Source organism: Pseudonocardia sp. Ae717_Ps2, assembly GCF_001932475.1.
Classification (GTDB): Bacteria; Actinomycetota; Actinomycetes; order Mycobacteriales; family Pseudonocardiaceae; genus Pseudonocardia.
Window position 1 is genome coordinate 2,947,211 of the sequence record NZ_MCIS01000001.1, and the last position, 20,547, is coordinate 2,967,757.

The window sequence follows — 20,547 nt, forward strand, 5'->3', positions numbered from 1 at the left end:
GGTGACGGGGTCGGGAACGGACATCGGTCCGGCCGCGTCACCGGGTGCGGGCAGGGGAGGTCGCCGCCACCGGTGGGACCGGTGGCTACCGCGTGTTCGACTCCGGACTGCCCACGGCCGTCACCGTAGCCGTCGCGCTCCCCCGGCGCCCGCCGTTTCCCCGTCCCCGGCGGTTCACCAGCTGATGCGGTCGAAGAGCTCCCGCAGCCGCGCCGCCCGCGCCGGGCGTCCGTGACCCACCCACGCGATCCGCCCCAGCAGGTGCTCGCGGAACACCGGGTGCCCGGCCCGGTTCTGCGCGTCGGGGCCGGTGCGGGCGGCGTTGTGCAGGATCGCGCGCAACTCGTCGTGGTCGCGGCGCGAGGCGGCCGGGGCGTCGCCGTTGACGACCAGGCCCACGACGCGCTGCCGATGGTGCGCGGGCATGATCCGGGTCTTGTCCGGGCGGACGCGGAAGCCCTCCTCCGCGGCGATCGCCGCCACCCGCCGCGTCAGACCGTGCACCGGCAGCGCGGCGTCGCCGGAGAACACCAGGTCGTCGGCGTAGCGGCCGTAGGCGGCGCCGACCGCGGTCGCCAGGCCGCTCAGCCGCCGGTCCAGTCCGTAGGTGAGCAGGTTGGCCACCGTCGGCGACGACGGCGCGCCCTGGGGCAGGTGCGGTGCGGCGAGGCGGTCGAGCATCCGTCGTCGCGCGGCGGGATCGCCGCGGTGCGGGCAGGCGCGCAGCACCCCGGGCGGGGTGGCGGTCACGAGCAGGCCGGCGATGGTGGCGGCGACGGCGGGCGGGTAGCCCGCGACCCGCAGCAGTCCGGCGACCCGGCCGCCGGTCACGTGGGAGTAGAAGCCCTCAAGGTCCAGGCGCAGCACCATCGGCCGGGCCCGGTGCTCCGCGGCGAGGGTGTGCGGGCTCCGCCCCCGGACGTGGCCGTGCGCGGCCGGGTGCACCGGGATCCGGTCGAGCACCCTCCGCCGGATCCGGCGCTGCAGCTCGGCGAGCCGCGGGGCGGGTGCCTCGATCAGCCGGGGTGTCCCGGAGCGCGACGGTGTCCAGTGCCGCCGGTAGTGGGTCAGCGGCCCCTCGGGGGCGTGCCGCAGCCAGCCGCCGGGGTCGGCGAACCAGGCGAGCTCGCCGTCGTCGAGGTGCAGGGCGGTGGCCAGGGCGGACAGATCCGCCCAGCGGGGCACCGGCAGGCGCCACACCGGGTCGGGCTGCTCGACCCGGCGATGTCGGCGCGGCCCCGCCAGCAGCGCGACGACCTCGGCCTCGACACCGGCCGAGGAATCGCGCGGGGCTCGGCGCCGCCGGGCGACGAGCGCGCCCACGACGCCCGCCAGCTCCTCGGGTCCCGACCAGCCACCGAGCCCGGCGAGCCGCTCGGTCAGCGGGTCCGTGCCCCACGGCCCGGCGCAGGCGGCCGCGGCGACCGCCGCCGGGTGCGGTGCCATCAGCGGCCCCGCACTCTCGAGCGGTCCCGCACCGCGGGATCGGACGGTACGGCGGGGCCGCAACGCTGGGTGATGCGGCGGCGGGGGTCGACCGGTGTTCTCCGTCCGCCGCGCGCCGCGGGCAGCGCTGTCGTGCCGTCCGCGCGCGGGACGCCGTGCTGCATCGTGCCGGTGCACCCCGGGGTTGCCCCGGAGTCGCGGGCCCCGGCCGGAACCGGGGCGGCCGCCTGCTCGTCCGTCCGCCGCCGCATCGGCGACGACGCTACCGGGTGCGGCACGCCGCGGCAGCTCACGCGCGGCCGACACCGGCTCTGCCCGGGGAGAACGACCACGCCCACGGTGGAGGCGATAGGTACCCGTTCTACGCTCGGCTCCCCAGGGAGGAGAGCACGATGACCGCATCCGCTCACCGCGAGATCGACCTGCCGTTCGACGTCCTCGACGGCTTCACCCACCACATGGTCGACGTCGACGGGGTGACGCTGCACGCCGTCGACGGTGGCGTCCCGGAGGCACCCGCGGTGGTGCTCCTGGCCGGCGTGCCGCAGACCTGGTGGGCCTGGCACCGGGTCATGCCCGCCCTCGCCGCGACCCACCGGGTCGTGGCCCTGGACCTTCCCGGGCAGGGGCACTCCGACCGGCCCGCCGACGGCTACGACACCCTCAGCGTGGCGCGCCTCGTGCGGCGGGCCGTCGAGCTCCTCGGGGTCGGCGAGCACTGGCTCGTCGCCCACGACGTCGGGGCATGGGTCGCCACCACCTACGCCCTCGACACCCCGGCCGCGTCCGGCGGACCCGAGCTGCTCGGTCTGGCACTGCTCGACGCCGGGATCCCCGGCGTCAGCCTGCCCACCAGCGTGGCCCTCGACCCCGCGAGCGCCTACAAGCTCGCGCACTTCGCCTTCCACCTCGTGCCCGATCTCCCCGAGACGCTCATCAGCGGGCACGAGCGGGAGTACGTGGCCTGGTTCCTGACCCACAAGGCCGCGGCGCCCGACGTGTTCTCCGATGCCGAGATCGACCGGTACGCACGCCTGTTCGCCGCGGCGGACGGGGTGCGGGCGATCCTCGCCTACTACCGGTCCGTGCCGGAGTCGGCGAGTCGCAACCGCGAGCTCGCGGCCGCCCGGAAGATCGATGTGCCGGTGTCGGCGATCTCCAGCGACCAGGGCTCGATCCCCGACATGGCGGCGGCCGTCCGACCCCTCGTCGGCGACGCGGTCGACGTCCTCGACGTCCGGGTGGTCGGTGCCGGCCACTTCATCCCGGAGGAGGCTCCCGACCAGGTCGTCCGGGCGATCGAGGAGCTCGTCGCCCGCAGCCGGCCCTGACCCGCTCCGCAGCGGGCGGCGGCCCCGCTGCCGGGTTCCGGTTCCGGGTTCCGGGGGCGGAGACCCCCGGTCATCGGTCGGTCCTCGCCCTCGGGACCCGCCCCGCAGGCGGCCGGCGCAAGTGCCTGATCCGCCTTGACACCGGCGCACCACCCGGGTTGTGTCGGCTCCGCAGGCTCGCACGGGGCGACCGGCAGAGGTGGGGTCGGCGAGACGACAGCACCGTCCGGCCGCGGGTGCGGGTGGTAGCGCCCAGCACGAGGGAGGACCGCATGTTCGTCGCCGTCCGGCGCCGCCACGTGGACTTCGTGCGGACCTCGGGGGCGTGCTGTCGGGGCTGACCACAGCCCGTCTCCCGACCGCACGACCGAAGGATCCTCATGCCCGCCACATCCCGCGGTGCCCTGGTGCCCACCACCGGTACCGACCGGCCGACGCGGCCCGCCCCCACGCCGACGGGTGCCGTCCCCCCGGCGTCCGGCGCCGGTGCCTCCTCCCGCATCCGGCCCCACGGGATCCGGAGGTCGCGGTGAGCGCCCGTCCACCCCGCATGCTCCGCACGGTGACCGGAGCGGGCGGCGTCGCGGAGACCTACGACCTCGCCCTGGACCCCGAGCGGTCCACCCTGGACACCGCGGTACGGGTCGCCGAGCTCGCCGAGGCCGCCCGGATCGACGCCCTGTTCACCGCGGACCTGCTCCGCTTCGGCGCCCAGGGCGCGATCGGGTCGCAGGAGCCGCTCGTGTTCGTGTCCGCGCTGAGCCAGGTGACCTCGCGCATCGGGCTCATCGCGACGGTCTCCACGACGTTCCACCACCCGTACAACCTGGCCCGACTGTTCGGCACGCTCGACCACGTGTCGAACGGGCGGGCGGCCTGGAACCTGGTCACGTCGTCGCTCGGCGAGGAGAATTTCGGACCCGGTGGGCTGCCCGACCCCGAGGACCGGTACGCCCGCGCCGCCGAGACCCTCGAGGTCGTCAACGCGCTGTGGGACAGCTGGGACGCCGACGCGCTCACCCGGGGGCCGGACGGGCGGGCGGTGCTGCACCCCGAGCGGGTGCACCCGATCGACCACGCCGGCCGGTTCTTCGACGTGGCGGGCCCGCTCAACATCCCCCCGCTGCCGCAGGGGCGCCCGGTACAGATGCAGGCCGGGCAGTCCGAGGCGGGCCGGGCGCTCGGCGCGCGCTACGCCGAGGTGGTCTTCACCTCGCTGCCCACCCTGGACATCGCCCTGGACTTCACCCGCGCGATCCGTGCCGAGGCCGGCAGGCTCGGGCGGCCCGGCGGGCTCCCCCTGATCTTCAGCTCCTTCCACGCCACCTACGGCGCCACCGAGGAGGAGGCCCTGCGGACGGTGCGCGACCGGCGGGAGGCGATCGACTTCGACCGCGGCCGCGCGCAGGTGGCCGACATGCTCGGGGGGATCGAGCCCACCGCGCTGGCCGAGCTGCCGCTCGACGTGCCGATCCCGGAGTCCCTGCTGCCCGACATCCGGTCGGTGCACCGTCGCCGCGGGCGGGTCGACATCTTCGCCCGCTACGTCCGGGAGGGATACACCCTGCGCGAGCTGGTGATCGCGGCACAGGACACCGGGCACTGGGCCGCGGCGGGCACCCCCGAACAGCTCGCCGACGCCGTCGAGGAGCGGTTCCGGGCCGGCGTCCTCGACGTCATCTCGCTGCAGGGGCTGGCCGACCCCCGGCAGCACGAGTTCGTCGTGGACGGCCTGCTCCACGAGCTGCGCCGCCGCGGGATCGTCGCCGACGACTACACCGGCACGACCCTGCGCGAGAACCTCGGTCTGCCCCTTCCCGGCCCACGGGCACTCCCGCGGATCGCTCCGACGGGATGAGACCGGACGCGTGCCGGGTACGCCGGGCGTGCCCGGCGACGCGGGGCACGCACAACCTCCGGGAGCCCCTCGGGCACGGTCACACCCGACGCGCGGCGACGGCCCGTATCGTCACCCGCCGTGAGTGCCGTGTCGTCCGGCCAGCCGTCCGAGCAGCCGTCCGGCCAGCCGTCGGGACAGTCGCCCGGCCGGCCGTCCCGGGCCACCCCGGTCGTCGCCGGCGCCGCCGCCGTGCTGCTGGTCGCCCAGCAGGTGCCGGGTCTGGTCTTCCGGCACGGGACAGCGGTGCCAGTACTGCCGGTCGGGCTGTGGCGAGCCTGGCTGCCACTGATCCTCGCGGGTCTGGCGCTGCTCTCGGTCTCGGCGCTGTGGGCGCGCCGGCACCCGGGGGCGACGGCCACCGCGGGCCGCGTCGCCGGGCTGCTGCTCGCGCTGGGTCCGGCGACGCTGCTCGCCTACCGCGGGCGTCTGGTGGACCCGCTGGCCGTCTACACCCTGGGGCTCGACCCGTCGGAGCGGGCGTGGCCGGTGGTCGACCTCGTCCTGGGCACCCTGCTGGCGCTGACGCTGGTCGTCTGCCTGCTCAGGACCGGTGCAGCGGGTCGATCCACGGCACGTGCTCGGGCGGCTCGACCCCGGTGATGCCGAGGTTCACCACGACCGGCTCCTGACCGGAGCGGGTCAGCACGCACTCCAGCGGCTCGTCGTCGAGGGCGTTGATCTCCTGGTGCGGCACCCACGACGGCACGAAGATGAACCCGCCCGGCCCGGCCTCGGCGGTGAACTCCAGGTGCTCGCCCCACTTCATGCGGGCCCGGCCGCGCACGACGTAGATGACGCTCTCCAGCTCCCCGTGGTGGTGCGCCGCGGTGCGGGCGCCGGGGTGGATGGTCACCGTGCCCGCCCACAACCGCTGCGCGCCGACCCGGTCCCCGGTGACGGCGGCGGCGCGGTGCATGCCGGGGGTCTGCGGGGTGTTGTCGTCGAGCATGTCGCCGGGGATGACCCGGACGCCGTCGTGGCGCCAGTCGGTGCTCATGCACCCGACCCTAGCCGCGGCCGGCCCGGAACCGGAACGACCGCGCACCCAGCTCGGTCTCCGGCCGTGCGAGCCCGGCCGCGCCGAGCCGCCGCGGCAGTGTCGCCGGGTCGACCGCGGTCAGGGTGTCCCCGATGTGGACCGCCCGGAACCGCAGCGACATCCGGGAGTCGATCCCGGCGAACGTCCCACCGGGACGCAGCACCCGTGCGGCCTCGGCGAAGAGCCGGTCCTGCTCCCCCGGTGTCGGGACGTGGTGGAGCATCGTGAAGCAGACGACGGCGTCGAAGCTCCCGTCCGGGAACGGCAGGGCGGCGCCGTCGCCGTGCCGGACGTCGACCCCGAGCTCGTCCCCGAGGTCGTCACGCAGGTCGGCCGCCAGCACGGGGTCGACCTCCAGCGCGGTCAGTGCCCCGGATCGCGGCGCGAGCCAGCGGGTGGTGACGCCGTAGCCGGGGCCGATCTCCAGGACCTCACCGGTGAGGTCGACGTCGCGGGTGGCCCAGGGCAGCGTCGTCCCGTGCATCCGGTCGGACCAGGAGTCGGAGCGGCAGATCCGCCGGTGCAGCACGTTCATCGCCATGGCCGCGACGCTAGGCGCGGGTAGCGGTGGCCGGGAGCCGCTAGGCTGCCGGATCGTGTCGCGTTCCGGCCTGCCCGCGCACGTCCCCGACGTGCCGGGCGCCGCGGTGCTGGTCTCCCGCATCCCGCTCGAGCGCGGGCACGCGTTCGCCGAGCACACCCACCCGGCCCATCAGCTCGCCTGGGCGGCCGCCGGGGTCCTGCGGGTCACCGTCGCCGACACCAGCTGGGTCCTCGGCCCCGGACGGGCGCTGTGGCTGCCGGCCGGGGTCCCGCACGTCACGGCCGCCACCGAGACGGCGGCGATGCGCGGGATCTACCTGTGGCCCGGCCGCTGCCCGATCGACTGGCCCGCGCCGTGCGTGCTCGCGGTCGAACCGCTGGTGGCGGCCCTGCTGGAACACCTGGCCGGGCCGGGGCCCGCGACGCCCGAGCGGTCCCGCGCCGAGGCGGTGCTGTTCGACCGGCTCCGCCCGGCCCGCGACGCCGGCGGCCCCGGCGCGGCGGTCCGGCTCGTCCTGCCCACCGACCCGCGAGCCCGCCGGGTCGCCCTGGCCCTGCTCGACGATCCCGCCGACGACCGCGACACCGCCGCGTGGGGCCGGGCCGTGGGAGCGGGTGAACGCACCCTGTCCCGGCTGTTCCGCGCCGAGACCGGGGTGGGCCCCGGCCGGTGGCGGACGCTGCTGCGGATGCGCGTCGCACTGGAGCAGCTGGCCGCGGGCCGCCCGGTCGGCGTGGTTGCCCGGCACGTCGGCTACGCGACGCCCTCGGCGTTCGTCGCGGCGTTCCGCCGGGAGACCGGGACCACGCCGTCGGCGGTGCTGCGCCCGGCCGGCGCAGCACCGCCCGGGCTCAGGCGGCGGTGAACAGGGTCAGCGCGAACCGCGCGTCGGGGTCGACCCAGCGGCGCGTCGTCGCGAACCCGGCCGCGGCGGCGAACGCGTCGACCGTCGCCGGGGTGAACTTCGCCGAGATCTCGGTGGCGAGCTCCTCCCCCGCGACGAACGCGACGTCGAGGTCGAGGTCGGCGATCCGGACCCGCATGTCGCGGGTGGCGCGCAACCGCATCTCGATCCACGAGTTCTCCGCGTCCCACACCGCGACGTGGTCGAACGCGTCGACGTCGAAGGTCGCGCCGAGCTCGCGGTTGAGCACGCGCAGCACGTTGCGGTTGAACTCCGCGGTGACCCCGGCCGCGTCGTCGTAGGCGGGGACCATCACGGCCGGGTCGGTGGCCAGGCCGGTGCCGAGCAGCAGCTGCTCACCGGGCCGCAGCACCGAGCGGACGTGTCGCAGGAAGTCGTGGCGCGGGCCGGGCATGAGGTTGCCGATGGTGCCGCCGAGGAAGGCGATCATCCGCTTCCCGCCCGGCTCGGCACCGGGCAGCCGGTCCAGGTCACGGGTGAAGTCGCCGACCACGCCGTGCAACTCCAGCTCTGGGTAGTCCCGGTGGAGCTCGTCGATGGCGCCGCGCAGGGCGGACTCGCTGACGTCCTGCGGGACGTAGCGGCGCAGCGTCCCGGCACGGGCGAACGCGTCGAGCAGCAGCCGGGTCTTGGTCGAGGACCCCGACCCCAGCTCGACGACGGTGTCGGCGCCCGAGGAGCGGGCGATGTCGTCCACGGAGTCGGCGAGCAGGGCCCGCTCGGTGCGGAAGGGGTAGTACTCGGGCAGCTCGGTGATCCGCTCGAACAGCTCGGATCCCCGGGCGTCGTAGAACCACTTCGGCGGCAGTTCCTTCGGCGACGCGGCGAGCCCGCGCGTCACGTCGGACCGCAGCGCGGTGTCGGCATCGGATTCGGTGAGGTGGACGTCCAGCTGAATGGCGCCGGGAGTGCTCACGGAGCTCCTAGGTCATGACTCTCGTGGTGGCCCGGTCGGGCCACCACCAGGTGCCGGTCGGGCACCCGGGTCCAGTCGGGGAACGCATGGGTCGGTTCGGAGGCGACGGTCACGCAGCCCGGTCCGACCCGGACGGCGAGTGCGTGCCGCCAGGCCGTCGCCCAGATCGTCGTGCCGTCGGTCAGCAGCAGGTTCAGCCGCGAGCCGGGCGCGGTCCGTTCGGTGTCGGCGCAGACCCTGGCCAGCAGGTCGGCCGGGTCGGCGCCGTCGGCGAGACCCCGCCGGACCACCGCCCAGAGCAGTGCCGCGTCGGTGGGGGCGTCGAGGGTCATCAGGTCGGTGACGGGCAGTGCCGCCGCGGCGTCCGCGAGGGACTCTGGCCAGCCGCGGACGACGCCGTTGTGGCTGAACAGCCACCGCCCGTCGGTGAAGGGGGCGGCGGCCGTCGCGGTGACCGGCATACCGACCGTCGCCGAGCGGACGGCGGCGAGCACCGCACCCGACGTCGTCGTCCCGGCCAGCGCGGCGTAGGACGTGTCGGACCACAGCGGCGACGCCGAGCGGACCCGCACCGGCGTCGTGCTCCCGGGCGGGTACCAGCCGGTGCCGTGGCCGTCGGCGTTGATCGTGCCGCCACCGCGCATGTCGGCCGGGGCGTAGGACTGCGCGAGCAGCCCGTGCTCCGGTTCCAGGACCAGCGACGCCAGTGTGGCCGGTTCCCCCAGGTACGCGAGGTGCCTACACACCGGCGTCGCGGACCAGCCGGAACCCGGCGAAGATCTGTCGGCGGATCGGGTGGTCCCAGTTGCGGAACGTCGCCCGGATCGCCGCCGGATCGGTGCCGAACGACCCGCCGCGCAGGACGGCGTAGTCCCCGCCGAAGAAGACCTCCGAGTACTCGGGGTACGGGAACACGGTGAACCCCGGGTAGGGGTGCCAGCCGGAGTCGCACCACTCCCAGACGTCGCCGACCATCTGCTGCACCCCGAGCGCGGACGCCCCCGCCGGGTAGGCCCCGATCGGGGCCGGCTGCAGGTGCCGCTGACCGAGGTTGGCGTGCTCGGCGCGCGGCTCGTCGTCGCCCCAGGGGAAGCGCCGCGAGCGGCCGGTCGCCGGGTCGAAGCGGGCGGCCTTCTCCCACTCCGCCTCGGTGGGCAGCCGCTTGCCGACCCAGCGGGCGTAGGCCTGGGCCTCGTGGAAGGACACGTGCACGACGGGCTCGTCGTCGGGCACCCGCTCGATGATCCCGAACCGGCGCCGCCACCAGGTGCCGTCGGCGTCGCGGGACCAGAACCGCGGCGCGGCCAACCCTTCCTCCGTGCGGTGCGCCCAGCCGGCGTCGGTCCACAGCCGCGGGTCGTCGTAGCCACCCGCGTCGACGAACGCCGCGAACGCGCCGTTGGTGACCGGGTGCACGTCGATCCGGAACGCGGGCAGGTCGACGACGTGCGCGGGCCGCTCGTTGTCCAGCGCCCACGGCTCGGCCGAGGTGCCCATCTCGAACGGGCCCGCCGGGACGAGGACCTCCGCCGCCGGGTCCACCGCACCGGCCGGGCGGGGCGGCGGGGCGGCGTCGAGCACCGGCGCCCCGGAGCGCAGCTGGTGGGTGGCGAGCATGGTCTCGTCGTGCTGCTGCTCGTGCTGCACGATCATCCCGAACGCGAAGCCCTCCGCCTCCAACCGGCGACCGCGCAGCGGGCTGCGGTGCAGCGCGTCGAGCGCCTTGTCCCGGACCTCGGCGACGTAGCCGCGGGCCTCGGCCGGGGTGAGCAGCGGCAGCGTGACCCGCGAGGAACGGGAGTGCTGGAACGCGTCGTAGAGGCCGTCGATCTCCGGGCGCAGCGGCTCGCGGCCGCCCACGTCACGGACGAGCCACAGCTCCTCCATCGACCCGATGTGCGCGAGGTCCCAGACCAGCGGTGACATCAGCGGCGAGTGCTGGGCCTGCAGCTCGCCGTCGTCGAGATCGGTCAGCGCGGTGCTGCGGCCCCGCGAGCGCTCCAGCAGCGCCGCGACCCGGGTGCGCATGGTCTCCGGGCGCTCCCCGGGCGTCGCGGGCCCGGTCAGGGGTCCGGTGGGAACGGTGGGGTCGGCGGTCATGCCACGTCCTCCTCGGCGGCTCGGGTGGTCGGACTGGCGGTGTCACCGGGTCTGGCGGGGCCTCGACCGGCCTGGGGCAGGTACAGCCCCGGCGGGAACGGGGCGGTGGTCGGCCCCGCGCCGTGCTCGGCCGGGTCGGCCTCGTCGGCGGGGCAGCGCCCGCGCAGCACACGCTGCTCGGTGACCTCCCGCAGCCGGTCCAGCAGCGGTGCGGGGGCGGTGGTCAGCGGGTGGTCCGCAGCGGCGAGCACGTCGCAGGCCAGCGGGAACAGCGCGGCCGCCGCGGCGGCGAGCCCGGGGTGGTCCAGCCCGTCGCGGGCGGCGGCGACCCACTCGTCGCGGACCGGCTCGCACAGCTCCCGCACCCGGTCGACGACGGTGTCGGTGGTCAGCGCGAGCAGGACCGCGGCGGGCAGCGCCCAGTCCGCGCCGGCCTGGCCGTCGACGTAGCGCACCTCGATGTAGCCCTGCGGACGGACCGGCGGGAACAGGGTCGAGACGTGGTAGTCGAGGTCGGCCAGTGTCGGCGGCCGGTCGAGGACCCCGCCACGGACGCGGCCGGACACCCAGTCGGCGAAGGTGACCCCGGGTGGCACCGACCAGGTCCCGGTGCCGCGCACGCACAGCAGCGGGGTGGTGACCACCCGGCGCGCCCACGCCGCGGCCGGGTCGGTACCGGACGCCGCGATGGACGGCGGCGCGGTCCGCGAGGGGTCCAGGCTCAGCCAGCACGCCTGGCGGGAGGACTTCCAGCCGGTGCGGCGGCCGTGCTGCACCGGCGAGTTCGCGAACGCCGCGAGCAGCACCGGGCCGAGCTCGTGCAGGACCGCCCAGCGGTCGGCGATCCCGGCGGCCGGGCCGGCGTCCACGCTGACCTGCACCGCGGCCGTGGAGCACATGCCGCTGCGGCCGTGCGGGCCGACGCCGTCGAACACGCACTCCATGGCCGCGTAGCGCGGCAGGTCCAGCAGCCGCCGGGCGGGCCGGACCGGGTCGGCGGCGCGGTCGTGCGGGCGCAGGCCGTACTCGGCGAGCAGTCCGTGGAGGTGGGCGGAGTCGGCGGTGAGGGCGCCGAGGAGGGCCTCGAGCGAGCCGGAGGGAGCGCTGGAGATCTCGATCTGGCCGCCCGGCTCGACGGTCACGGTGCCGCCCGCGGGGAGCGGGGCCGCGTGCGAGGCGGGGTCCAGGGAGGCCGGGCAGTGCGGGCCGAGCGCGGCACGCACGGCGCCGAGGTCGACCGGGTCGGCCGGGTGACCGGGTCGGTGGAGCATCCATTCGATCTCGACACCGGCCAGGGTCGGGGGGCCGTGTTTGAAGCAGACCGACGCCACGTAGGCCTCGGCCTCCCCCACGCTGCGGAGCACACCGTCGGTGCTCTGGTGGTCCAGGGTCACCAGGTCGACGCTACCCCCGACGTGTGACACCCGCACGCGATGCAACCGTGATCCCGCGCGATCGCGGGTGACCGGCGGCACGACCGTCCCCCCATGCAGGACAAGCGTACGGAATACTGGGGCCATGCCCCGTGTCAGCACCGACCAGCTCGCCGCGCGCCGGCAGCAGATCCTCTCCGGTGCCCGGACCTGCTTCGCCGATCACGGCTACGAGGGCGCCACCGTGCGGCGGCTCGAGGAGTACACCGGGCTGTCCCGTGGCGCGATCTTCCACTACTTCCGGGACAAGGAGGCGCTGTTCCTGGCCCTGGCCGAGCAGGACGCCACCCGGATGGCCGACGTCGTCGCCGAGCAGGGCCTGGTGCAGGTCATGCGCGACCTGCTGCGCGACGGATCGGACCGCAGCTGGCTGGGCACCCGCCTGGAGGTTTCGCGACGGCTGCGCACCGAGCCGGAGTTCCGGGCCCGCTGGCAGCAGCACTCCGGTGCGCTGACGGCCGCGACCCGGGCGCGGCTGGAACGCCAGGCCGCGGCCGGCGCCCTGCGCGACGACGTGCCGGTCCCGGTGCTCGCCCAGTACCTGGAGCTGGTGCTGGAGGGGCTCGTGTCGCACCTGGCGATGGGCCTGCCCGCCGACGACCTCGGCCCGGTGCTCGACCTCGTGGAGAACGCCGTCCGCGCGCCGTTGATGCGCTGACCGCCCGCGGCCAGCATGATCGGCGCCATGCCGTTCCCCTTCCACCCCGCGGGCGACGACCCCGTGCCGGCCGCCGTCCGCGGGTTCGCCCGGGCCCACGCCGACCTCGTCGTCCTGCACGAGGACCCGATCCACCTGGTCGCCCGCGATCGGGCACCCGGCAGGCGGGTCGGGCTGGTCTCCGGTGGGGGGTCCGGCCACGAGCCGCTGCACGCCGGGTTCCTCGGCCGCGGGATGCTCGACGCCGTCGCCCCCGGCCCGGTGTTCACCTCCCCGCACAACAAGGCCGTGCTGCACGCCTCCCGGGCTGCCGCCGGCCCGGACGGGGTCCTGCACGTCGTGAAGAACTACACGGGCGACCGGATCAACTTCGGCATCGCCGCGGAGCGGCTGCGGATGGAGGGCGTCGACGTCGCCCGGGTCCTCGTCGACGACGACCTGGCAACCGACGGGCTCGACACCGCGACCGGGCGGCGCGGGACCGGGGCGACCGTCGTCGTCGAGAAGATCCTCGGGGCCGCCGCGGACACCGGCGCCGGGCTCACCGAGCTCGCGACGCTGGGCGCGGACGTCGCCGCCGCCTCGCGCAGCCTCGCCGTCGCCTCCCGCGCGCAGACCTCGGCCCGCACCGGGGAGCCCGCGTTCGCCCTCGACGGGCAGCTCGACTACGGCGTCGGCATCCACGGCGAGCGGGCACGGCGTTCGGTCGACCGGCCGCCCACCGAGGAGCTCGTCGACCGGATGCTCGACGAGATCGTCGCCGGCCTGCCCGCGGGCCCCGACCAGGTCGTCCTGGTCGTGAACGGCATGGGGGGCACGGCGCTGCTGGAGCTGTACGTGCTCGCCGAGCTGGCCGCCGTCGCGCTGGAGGCACGCGGGCTGGAGCGGGTGGGTCTGCTCGTCGGCACCTTCGTGCCCGCCCTGGACATGGCCGGCTTCTCCCTGACCCTGACCCGGATGCGCCCGGAGTGGACGGACCTGTGGTCCGCCCCCGCCCGGACGGCCGCCTTCCCCCGGACGGAGACCTCATGACGGGCCAGCGGATCGACCAGGACGCCGTGCTGGCCCGGTTCGCCCGGGCCGTCGAGGACGGCCACGGCGCGCTCACCGACCTCGACCAGCACTCGGGCGACGGCGACTACGGCGACAACCTGCGTGCCGGGGTCCGGCTGGCCGTCGCGCTCGCGGAGCGCGGTCCGCAGCGCGGTTTCGGCGCGCTCGGCGAGGTCTTCCTCGACGAGGTCGGCGGCACCAGCGGCCCGCTGCTGGGCCTGCTGTTCTCCGAGATCGCCCGCGCGCTGTCCTACGGCTCGGCCGACGCGGCCGCGTTCGCCGCGGGCGCCCGGGCCGGGCTGACCGCGATCCAGCGGGTCGGCGAGGCCGAGGTGGGCGACCGGACGATGGTCGACGCGCTCGCCCCCGCCGTGACCGCGCTGGACCGTGCGGGGTTCGCCGCGGCGGCGGCCGCGGCCCTCGACGGCGCCGAACGGACCGCGGAGCTCGCGGCCCGGCACGGCCGCGCGTCCTACGTCGGGGAGCGCGCGAAGGGCGCACCGGACCCCGGCGCGGTCGGCGTCGCGCTGCTGTTCGCCGCGGTCGCCGCGGTCGCCGAGCCCGACGCCGAGGTGGCGGACCCGCTGGCCGGGCGGACCTGAGTCCCGTCCCCGCGGGCCGTTCAGCTCGCGGTCGCGGCCGGGAGGAACTGGGTGCGGTAGAGGGTGGCGTAGCGGCCGTCGGCGGCCAGCAGCTCGTCGTGGGTGCCGGACTCGACGACCCGACCGCCCTCCAGCACCGCGATCCGGTCCGCCGCCCGCACGGTGGACAGCCGGTGCGCGATGACGATCGCGGTCCGCCCGACCAGCGCCTCGGCCAGTGCCTCCTGCACCGCGGCCTCGGACTCGGAGTCGAGGTGGGCGGTGGCCTCGTCGAGGATCACCACCCGCGGGCGGGCCAGCAGCAGCCGGGCGATGGTCAGGCGCTGGCGCTCGCCGCCGGAGAGCCGGTAGCCGCGCTCCCCCACCACCGTGTCGAGGCCGTCGGGCAGCGTGTCGAGCAGGTCGCCGAGCCGGGCGCGCCGCAACGCGTCGACCATCTCGTCGTCGGTGGCGGCGGGTGCGGCGTAGCGCAGGTTCCCGGCGATGGTGTCGTGGAACAGGTGCCCGTCCTGGGTGACCATGCCGACGGCACCGCGCAGCGTGGCGAACGACAGGTCCCGCACGTCCACCCCGGACAGCTCCACCGAGCCGGAGTCGACGTCGTAGAGCCGGGGGACCAGCGAGGCCAGCGTCGACTTCCCGGCCCCGGACGACCCGACCAGGGCCAGCAGGCCACCACCGTGGACCTGCAGGTCGACGCCGTGCAGCACCTCGGCATTGACCCGCTGGTCGAGCACCGCGACCTCCTCCAGCGAGGCCAGGGAGACGTCCGTGGCGCTGGGGTAGGTGAACCGGACCCCGCGCAGGGCCACGTCGACGGGGCCGTCGGGCAGCGGGGCCGGATCGGGCCGCTCGGTCAGCATCGGGCGCAGGTCCAGCACCTCGAAGACCCGCTCGAAGGCGACCAACGCGGTCATGACGTCGACGCGGGCGTTGGCCAGCGCCGTCATCGGGGTGTAGAGCCTGCTCAGCAGCAGCCCGAGCGCGACGACCGTGCCCGCCGGAATCGACCCGGTCACCGCGAGGTAGCCGCCGAGACCGTAGATCATGGCCTGGGCCAGCGCGGACACCAGCTGGAGCGCGGTGACGAACAGCCGCGACACCATCGCCGACCGGACACCGATGTCGCGCACCCGCGACACCTGGCCGCGGAAGACGGCGGCCTCGGAGTCGGGGTCGCCGAACAGCTTCACCAGCGTGGCGCCGGGTGCGGAGAACCGCTCGGTCATCTGGTTGCCCATGGTGGCGTTGAGCTCGGCGGCCTCGCGGCGCAGCTCGGCGAGCCAGGTCCCCATCCGCCGGGCCGGGAGCACGAACACCGGCAGCAGCAGCATCGCCAGGACGGTGACCTGCCAGGCCAGCCCGATCATGACCGCGACGGCCAGCACGAGCTGGATGCTGTTGGACAGCACGGTGGACAGGGTGCCGGTGATGGCGGTCTGGGCGCCGATCACGTCGTTGTTGAGCCTGCTGACCAGCGCCCCGGTCCGGGTGCGGGAGAAGAACGCCAGCGGCATCGACTGGACGTGGCGGAACACCGCCACCCGCAGGTCCTCGATCAGGCCCTCACCGAGCCGCGCGGAGAACCAGCGTCCGGTGAGCCCGACCACCGCCTCCAGGACGGCCATCCCGGCGATCGCCCCGGCGATCACCATCACGACGCGGGCGGCGTCGGGCAGGTCGTTCGCCGCGACGATCGTGTTGACCACGCGGCCGGCCAGCACCGGCGTGGCGACCCCGATCACCGCGGTGACGGTGGTCAGGGCCAGGTAGGACAACAGCCAGCGGCGGTAGGGCCGGACGAAGCCCCAGATCCGGGGCCAGGTGCCCCGCGCGATGGAGCCACGGCGGATGGACGTCGAGTCCGCCCCCCGGATGACCCCGCGCATCAGGGTGAGCGGGCGATCCAACGGTGTTCCCCTTCGCCGGTGGTGGACGGCGAGGGTTCACGTTACGGCGCGCACGGCGGGCGGGCGCGGCGATCACGCGCCCGGCGGCCCGGGGCCCGGGCACACGACCGACCCCGGACACACGACGACGCCGCCCCGGGCCCGTTCCTCGACCCGGTCGGCGGCGCCGACGAGAGAGCTACTTCTTCTTGGTGCGGGTGGCGCCGCCGCGCCCGCGCAGCGTCACACCCGTCTCGGACAGGACCCGGTGGACGAATCCGTACGACCGCCCGGTCTGCTCGGCCAGCGAACGGATGCTGGCGCCCTTCTCGTACTTCTTCTTCAGGTCGGCGGCGAGTTTGCCCCGCTGCGTCCCGGTGATCCGGGCGCCCTTCTTCAGCTCGGCCATCGGCCCTCCTCATCCCCTCCGCGGATGCCCCCGCGGATCGCCGCATCAGCCGCGACGATCAGGTCATGATGATCCAGTTGACGATTTATGACCAGATCGCGGAAAACGCGATCGGCGAACGGTTACCCCGAACGGCTCAGCACCGCGAGCACCGTTCGACGGCGCCGTCCGTCGGGTGGCGCAACGAACCACCCGTCGGGACCGGCCGAGGAGGTCGCCGCGGCCGCCCGCGACACGTGCCGGACACGTCCGATGATCGTGGTGGTCCGGTCGGGTGATCACCGCGGCGTGCGGTGACCGGTCAGGCGAGCTGGACCAGTTCCAGGTAGTCGGCCGACCAGTGGTCCTCGGTGCCGTCGGGCAGCACGATCACCCGGTCCGGCTCCAGCGCCTCGACCGCGCCCGGGTCGTGGGTGACGAGCACGACGGCCCCCTCGAAGCGGCGCAGCGCGTCGAGCACCTGCTCGCGGCTGGCCGGATCCAGGTTGTTGGTCGGCTCGTCGAGCAGCAGCACGTTCGCCGCCGAGGACACCAGCCCGGCCAGGGCGAGCCGGGTCCGCTCACCGCCGGACAGCGTCCCGGCGGGCTGCTCGAGCTGCTCCCCGGAGAACATGAACGACCCGAGCAGGGTCCGCAGCTGCTGCTCGGGGGCGTCCGGGCTGGCGTGGCGGATGTTGTCCCAGACCGAGGCGTCCATGTCGAGTGTGTCGTGCTCCTGGGCGAAGTAGCCCCGGCGCAGCCCGTGGCCGGGGACGACACCGCCCGAGTCGGACTCCTCGGTGCCGGCCAGGATCCGCAGCAGCGTCGTCTTCCCGGCGCCGTTGAAGCCCAGCACCACGACCTTCGACCCGCGGTCCACCGCGAGATCCACCCCGGTGAAGACCTCCAGCGACCCGTAGGCCTTGGACAGGTTCTCCGCGGTGAGCGGGGTCCGCCCGCAGGGCGCCGGGGTCGGGAACCGGATGTGCGCGACGCGGTCGGCCTGACGCTCGTCGTCCAGGCCGGCGAGCAGTGCGTCGGCGCGGCGGGCCATGTTCTTCGCCGCGACGGCCTTGGTGGCCTTCGCACCCATCTTCGCGGCCTGCACGTGCAGTGCGGACGCCTTCTTCTCGGCGTTGGCCCGCTCGCGGCGACGACGCTTCTCGTCGGTGGCGCGCGCCTCCAGGTACCGCTTCCAGTCCATGTTGTACTGGTCCGCCTCGCCGCGGGTGGCGTCGAGGAACCACACCTTGTTCACGACCGCGGCCAGCAGCTCGGTGTCGTGGCTGATCACGACGAGCCCGCCCTCGTGCGACTGCAGGAACCCGCGCAGCCAGGTGATCGAGTCGGCGTCGAGGTGGTTGGTGGGCTCGTCGAGCAGCAGCGTGGTCGCCGACTGCGACCCGCCGTCGGAGGCCGCGAACAGGATCCGGGCAAGCTCCACGCGCCGACGCTGACCGCCCGACAGCGTCCGCATCGGCTGGGCGAGCACCCGCTCGGGCAGTCCCAGGTGGGTGCAGATCCGCGCGGCCTCGGACTCCGCGGCGTAGCCGCCGAGGGCGGAGAACCGCTCCTCGAGCCGGCCGTACTCGCGGATCGCCTTGTCGTTCGCGGCCGGGTCGGCCAGCTCGGCCATCGCCGTCTGCGCCTTCTCCATCTTCGCGAGCAGCACGTCCAGGCCGCGGGCCGAGAGCACCCGGTCCTTCGCCGTCACCGACAGGTCGCCCTCGCGCGGGTCCTGCGGCAGGTAGCCGACCGGGGAGTTCGCGGTCCGCTGCCCTGAGTACGGCTCGCCCTCACCGGCCAGCACCCGCATCGAGGTGGTCTTGCCCGCGCCGTTGCGCCCGACCAGACCGATCCGGTCGCCGGGCTGCACGCGCAGGGTCGCACCGGAGAGCAGGATGCGGGACCCGGCACGCAGTTCGAGGTCGGTCGTGGTGATCACGTGAAAGAGCTCCAGACGGAGGACGAGGAGTGACGCTGAGAGGACCGGATGCGGGCACACCTGTGCCCGGGAGCCGGTCTACTCGATCAGGATCACGCGGCCAGCCTACCGGCCGGGTCCACGGTGTTTCCCACGTAGGGTCGTTCCCCATGACCGATCTCACCTCCCTGGCCGGTCGGGCGGCACTGGTCACCGGCGCCTCACGGGGCATCGGCCACGGCGTCGCGGCCGCGCTGCTGGCGCGCGGCGCGTCGGTGACGATCACCGGGCGGCACGCCCCCGAGCTCGACGCGGCGGCGGCCGGTCTCGCGGCAGCCGCGGGTGTCGACGCCGGCCGGGTGCTGGCCGTCGCCGGCAACGCCGGGGACGCGGCGCACCGGGCCGCCGCGGCGGAGGCCACGGTGGCGGCGTTCGGCTCGCTGGACGTGCTGGTCAACAACGCCGGGATCAACCCCCAGCACGGGCCGCTGGTCGAGGCCGACCTCGATGCCGTCCGCAAGATCCTCGACGTCAACGTCGTCGCCGCGCTCGGGTTCGTCCAGCAGGCGCACCGGGTCTGGATGGGCGCGCACGGCGGCGCGGTCGTCAACGTCGCCTCGGTCGCGGCGCTGCGCGCCACCGGCGTCATCGGCGCCTACGGGGCGTCGAAGGCGGCGCTGCTCACCCTGACCGAGGAGCTGGCGGGCCAGCTCGGCCCCGACATCCGGGTCAACGCCGTCGCCCCCGCCGTGGTGCGGACGCGGTTCGCCGAGGCGCTCTACGCCCGGGACGAGGCGTCGGTCGTGGCGGGTTACCCGCTGGGGCGCATCGGGGAGCCGGCGGACGTCGCCGAGGCGGTCGCGTTCCTCGTCTCCGACGCCGCGTCCTGGGTCACCGGCGCCACCCTGCGGATCGACGGCGGCAGCCTGTCCGCCGGGCGGCACCGGCAGGACCCGCGGTGACCGGGACGGCCGGCGGGGCCGCGGCGCCGCAGCCCTCGGGCACGACAGCGCAGCCCTCGGGTGCCTCCGGGCCGACGGTGGCCGACGTGCTGGTGCTCGGCGGCGGGCCGGCCGGGCGTGCACTCGCCGCGGCGTGCGCGGAGGCCGGGCTGCGCACCGTGCTCGCCGATCCCGCCCCGGAGCGGGCGTGGACGGCGACCTACTGCGCGTGGCCCGAGGAGCTGCCGCCGCACCTGCCGGCCACGACGGTCGCGGCCCGGCCGGCGGCGGTGGCCGTGCTGCCCGGCGGCGGCAGGCGCGCGCTGGGCCCGTACGCGGTGCTGGACACCGCCGGGCTGCGCGCCCACCTCGACGCCCGGCTCGCCGGGGTCACGGTGCTGCCCGGCCGCGCCGCCGCCGACGACGTCCGGCCCGACGGCCACCGGTACCGGGTGCGGCTGCACGTCCCGGGCGACCGGGGCGGTGACGGCGGGAGCAGCGGCACCGACGCCGACGGCACCAGCGGCGACGGCAGCGGCAGCAGCAGCAGCAGCAGCGGCAGCGGAGGCGGAGGCAGCGACACAGCACCGGGGGACGACGCGACGCAGGTCGTCGACGCGGCACTGGTCGTCGACGCGACGGGGGCGCCGTCGCGGCTGCGCCCCGGCCCGGCGGGCGGGACCGAGCAGACCGCCTGGGGGGTCGTCGTCGACGAGCGGGCGGCCGCACCGGTGGTGCGGCCCGGCGAGGCCGTCTTCATGGACTGGCGCTCCCCCGGCCCGCACCGGCCCGGGTGGACGGACTGGCCGACGTTCCTCTACGCCGTCCCCTACGGCGACGGCACCGTCCTGCTGGAGGAGACCTCCCTCGCGCGACGGCCGGGGCTGCCGCTGCCCGAGCTGCGCGACCGGCTCGCGGCCCGGCTCGCGGGGGCCGGCGTCACCGTGCCCGACGGCGCCCCCGTCGAGCGGGTGCGCTTCCCGGTCGACACCCCGCGCGGTCCGCGGCACCCCGTCGGGTTCGGGGCGGCGACCCCGCTGGTGCACCCGGCCACCGGGTTCAGCGTCGCCCCCGCGCTCGGGCTGGCCCCCCGGCTGGCCGCGGAGCTGGCCCGGCACCTGCCGCACGATCCCGCCGCCGCGACGACGGCGGCCCGGCGGCTGCTCTGGCCCCGGTCGGCCCGCGCGGTGCACCGGCTGCGCCGGCACGGGCTGCGCACCGTGCTGGAGATGCCGCCGCACCTCGTGCCGGACTTCTTCGACGCGTTCTTCGCCGGGCGCAGCGGACGCGCGTTCCTCACCGGCCGCGACGACCTGACCGGCACCCTCGCCGGAATGGCCGGGGTGTTCCGGGCCGCTCCGCCGGCCGTGCGTACGCGCATGCTGCGATCAGCTGCAGCATTCCACCCGAACGGGCGATGACGGGAGGGACTCGGGACAAGTTGATCGGATACAACGT

Annotated in this window: 19 protein-coding genes; 9 read left to right on the plus strand and 10 right to left on the minus strand. The window is 75.6% G+C overall.

What is annotated here, in order from left to right:
• Positions 1 to 174: 174 nt before the first annotated feature.
• Entirely contained in the window at positions 175 to 1,446 is a 1,272-nt protein-coding gene (locus tag Ae717Ps2_RS13715; RefSeq protein ID WP_083695958.1) for a reverse transcriptase family protein, read from the minus strand.
• A 392-nt stretch (positions 1,447 to 1,838) separates the two neighbouring features.
• Here Ae717Ps2_RS13715 and Ae717Ps2_RS13720 point away from each other — a divergent pair, with 392 nt between their 5' ends.
• The 3 genes from Ae717Ps2_RS13720 to Ae717Ps2_RS13730 all read left to right on the plus strand — a co-directional run bounded on the left by Ae717Ps2_RS13720 (position 1,839) and on the right by Ae717Ps2_RS13730 (position 5,277).
• Complete coding sequence (locus Ae717Ps2_RS13720) at positions 1,839 to 2,777, plus strand: alpha/beta fold hydrolase (RefSeq protein ID WP_020625566.1); 939 nt, start codon at positions 1,839 to 1,841, stop codon at positions 2,775 to 2,777.
• Positions 2,778 to 3,339: 562 nt separating this feature from the next.
• Positions 3,340 to 4,635 (plus strand): NtaA/DmoA family FMN-dependent monooxygenase, encoded by a 1,296-nt coding sequence (locus Ae717Ps2_RS13725; RefSeq protein WP_233147552.1) that lies wholly within the window; start codon positions 3,340 to 3,342, stop codon positions 4,633 to 4,635.
• 120 nt (positions 4,636 to 4,755) lie between these two features.
• Positions 4,756 to 5,277, plus strand: a complete 522-nt coding sequence (locus Ae717Ps2_RS13730) for a hypothetical protein (protein WP_143510386.1) — start codon at positions 4,756 to 4,758, stop codon at positions 5,275 to 5,277.
• Here the strand turns inward: Ae717Ps2_RS13730 and Ae717Ps2_RS13735 are convergent.
• On the minus strand, positions 5,219 to 5,674 hold the full coding sequence (locus Ae717Ps2_RS13735) for a cupin domain-containing protein (protein WP_075333472.1): 456 nt from the start codon (positions 5,672 to 5,674) through the stop codon (positions 5,219 to 5,221). The genes Ae717Ps2_RS13730 and Ae717Ps2_RS13735 overlap by 59 nt on opposite strands.
• A gap of 10 nt (positions 5,675 to 5,684) precedes the next feature.
• Positions 5,685 to 6,257 carry a class I SAM-dependent methyltransferase gene (locus tag Ae717Ps2_RS40055; protein WP_075306165.1) on the minus strand — a complete coding sequence of 191 codons (573 nt, stop codon included), beginning with the start codon at positions 6,255 to 6,257 and terminating at the stop codon, positions 5,685 to 5,687.
• A 55-nt stretch (positions 6,258 to 6,312) separates the two neighbouring features.
• Between Ae717Ps2_RS40055 and Ae717Ps2_RS13745 the strand changes: the two genes are divergently transcribed.
• On the plus strand, positions 6,313 to 7,125 hold the full coding sequence (locus Ae717Ps2_RS13745) for a helix-turn-helix domain-containing protein (protein ID WP_075306163.1): 813 nt from the start codon (positions 6,313 to 6,315) through the stop codon (positions 7,123 to 7,125).
• On the opposite strand, the gene egtD is transcribed toward Ae717Ps2_RS13745, so the two are convergent.
• From egtD to egtA, 4 genes are all read right to left on the minus strand, one after another.
• Positions 7,112 to 8,101, minus strand: a complete 990-nt coding sequence (gene egtD, locus Ae717Ps2_RS13750) for an L-histidine N(alpha)-methyltransferase (RefSeq protein ID WP_083702366.1) — start codon at positions 8,099 to 8,101, stop codon at positions 7,112 to 7,114. The genes Ae717Ps2_RS13745 and egtD overlap by 14 nt on opposite strands.
• Positions 8,098 to 8,847 carry an ergothioneine biosynthesis protein EgtC gene (gene egtC / locus Ae717Ps2_RS13755; RefSeq protein ID WP_075306161.1) on the minus strand — a complete coding sequence of 250 codons (750 nt, stop codon included), beginning with the start codon at positions 8,845 to 8,847 and terminating at the stop codon, positions 8,098 to 8,100. Before egtC ends, egtD begins: the two co-directional genes overlap by 4 nt.
• The gene (gene egtB / locus Ae717Ps2_RS13760) at positions 8,840 to 10,129 is read right to left on the minus strand and encodes an ergothioneine biosynthesis protein EgtB (RefSeq protein ID WP_369804875.1); all 1,290 of its coding nucleotides are present in this window, start codon (positions 10,127 to 10,129) and stop codon (positions 8,840 to 8,842) included. Before egtB ends, egtC begins: the two co-directional genes overlap by 8 nt.
• A 68-nt stretch (positions 10,130 to 10,197) precedes the next feature.
• Positions 10,198 to 11,595, minus strand: coding sequence for an ergothioneine biosynthesis glutamate--cysteine ligase EgtA (gene egtA / locus Ae717Ps2_RS13765; RefSeq protein ID WP_233147553.1), 1,398 nt, complete (start codon positions 11,593 to 11,595; stop codon positions 10,198 to 10,200).
• Between the two features lie 124 nt (positions 11,596 to 11,719).
• Between egtA and Ae717Ps2_RS13770 the strand changes: the two genes are divergently transcribed.
• From Ae717Ps2_RS13770 to Ae717Ps2_RS13780, 3 genes are read left to right on the plus strand one after another with little or no spacing between them, the layout of a single operon-like run.
• The gene (locus Ae717Ps2_RS13770; protein WP_020625434.1) at positions 11,720 to 12,292 is read left to right on the plus strand and encodes a TetR/AcrR family transcriptional regulator; all 573 of its coding nucleotides are present in this window, start codon (positions 11,720 to 11,722) and stop codon (positions 12,290 to 12,292) included.
• Between the two features lie 27 nt (positions 12,293 to 12,319).
• Positions 12,320 to 13,324, plus strand: coding sequence for a dihydroxyacetone kinase subunit DhaK (locus Ae717Ps2_RS13775; protein WP_075311735.1), 1,005 nt, complete (start codon positions 12,320 to 12,322; stop codon positions 13,322 to 13,324).
• Positions 13,321 to 13,947 (plus strand): DAK2 domain-containing protein, encoded by a 627-nt coding sequence (locus tag Ae717Ps2_RS13780; RefSeq protein WP_075311737.1) that lies wholly within the window; start codon positions 13,321 to 13,323, stop codon positions 13,945 to 13,947. Before Ae717Ps2_RS13775 ends, Ae717Ps2_RS13780 begins: the two co-directional genes overlap by 4 nt.
• A gap of 20 nt (positions 13,948 to 13,967) precedes the next feature.
• Here the strand turns inward: Ae717Ps2_RS13780 and Ae717Ps2_RS13785 are convergent, their stop codons facing one another.
• From Ae717Ps2_RS13785 to Ae717Ps2_RS13795, 3 genes are all read right to left on the minus strand, one after another.
• Positions 13,968 to 15,836, minus strand: a complete 1,869-nt coding sequence (locus Ae717Ps2_RS13785; protein ID WP_233147766.1) for an ABC transporter ATP-binding protein — start codon at positions 15,834 to 15,836, stop codon at positions 13,968 to 13,970.
• Between the two features lie 199 nt (positions 15,837 to 16,035).
• A complete protein-coding gene (locus Ae717Ps2_RS13790) occupies positions 16,036 to 16,245 on the minus strand; it encodes a helix-turn-helix domain-containing protein (protein WP_010240451.1) in 210 nt (69 codons plus the stop codon).
• A gap of 301 nt (positions 16,246 to 16,546) precedes the next feature.
• Positions 16,547 to 18,169, minus strand: a complete 1,623-nt coding sequence (locus tag Ae717Ps2_RS13795) for an ABC-F family ATP-binding cassette domain-containing protein (RefSeq protein ID WP_020625428.1) — start codon at positions 18,167 to 18,169, stop codon at positions 16,547 to 16,549.
• A 149-nt stretch (positions 18,170 to 18,318) separates the two neighbouring features.
• Here Ae717Ps2_RS13795 and Ae717Ps2_RS13800 point away from each other — a divergent pair, with 149 nt between their 5' ends.
• Both Ae717Ps2_RS13800 and Ae717Ps2_RS39050 read left to right on the plus strand, forming a co-directional pair.
• Complete coding sequence (locus Ae717Ps2_RS13800) at positions 18,319 to 19,110, plus strand: SDR family oxidoreductase (protein WP_075306153.1); 792 nt, start codon at positions 18,319 to 18,321, stop codon at positions 19,108 to 19,110.
• Positions 19,107 to 20,510: a lycopene cyclase family protein gene (locus Ae717Ps2_RS39050; protein WP_075333474.1), complete on the plus strand. Its 1,404-nt coding sequence runs from the start codon at positions 19,107 to 19,109 to the stop codon at positions 20,508 to 20,510. The genes Ae717Ps2_RS13800 and Ae717Ps2_RS39050 overlap by 4 nt, the downstream gene beginning before the upstream one ends.
• Positions 20,511 to 20,547 lie beyond the last annotated feature (37 nt).

Excerpts from the sequence above, each read along its gene's own strand:
- Ae717Ps2_RS13780 (WP_075311737.1), top strand. The coding sequence starts at position 13,321 with ATGACGGGCCAGCGGATCGACCAGGACGCCGTGCTGGCCCGGTTCGCC.
- Ae717Ps2_RS13785 (WP_233147766.1), bottom strand. The coding sequence starts at position 15,836 with ATGCGCGGGGTCATCCGGGGGGCGGACTCGACGTCCATCCGCCGTGGC.
- egtB (WP_369804875.1), bottom strand. The coding sequence starts at position 10,129 with ATGCGCACCCGGGTCGCGGCGCTGCTGGAGCGCTCGCGGGGCCGCAGC.
- Ae717Ps2_RS13735 (WP_075333472.1), bottom strand. The coding sequence starts at position 5,674 with ATGAGCACCGACTGGCGCCACGACGGCGTCCGGGTCATCCCCGGCGAC.
- Ae717Ps2_RS40055 (WP_075306165.1), bottom strand. The coding sequence starts at position 6,257 with ATGGCGATGAACGTGCTGCACCGGCGGATCTGCCGCTCCGACTCCTGG.
- Ae717Ps2_RS13790 (WP_010240451.1), bottom strand. The coding sequence starts at position 16,245 with ATGGCCGAGCTGAAGAAGGGCGCCCGGATCACCGGGACGCAGCGGGGC.
- Ae717Ps2_RS13715 (WP_083695958.1), bottom strand. The coding sequence starts at position 1,446 with ATGGCACCGCACCCGGCGGCGGTCGCCGCGGCCGCCTGCGCCGGGCCG.
- Ae717Ps2_RS13775 (WP_075311735.1), top strand. The coding sequence starts at position 12,320 with ATGCCGTTCCCCTTCCACCCCGCGGGCGACGACCCCGTGCCGGCCGCC.
- Ae717Ps2_RS13720 (WP_020625566.1), top strand. The coding sequence starts at position 1,839 with ATGACCGCATCCGCTCACCGCGAGATCGACCTGCCGTTCGACGTCCTC.
- Ae717Ps2_RS13800 (WP_075306153.1), top strand. The coding sequence starts at position 18,319 with ATGACCGATCTCACCTCCCTGGCCGGTCGGGCGGCACTGGTCACCGGC.
- Ae717Ps2_RS13770 (WP_020625434.1), top strand. The coding sequence starts at position 11,720 with ATGCCCCGTGTCAGCACCGACCAGCTCGCCGCGCGCCGGCAGCAGATC.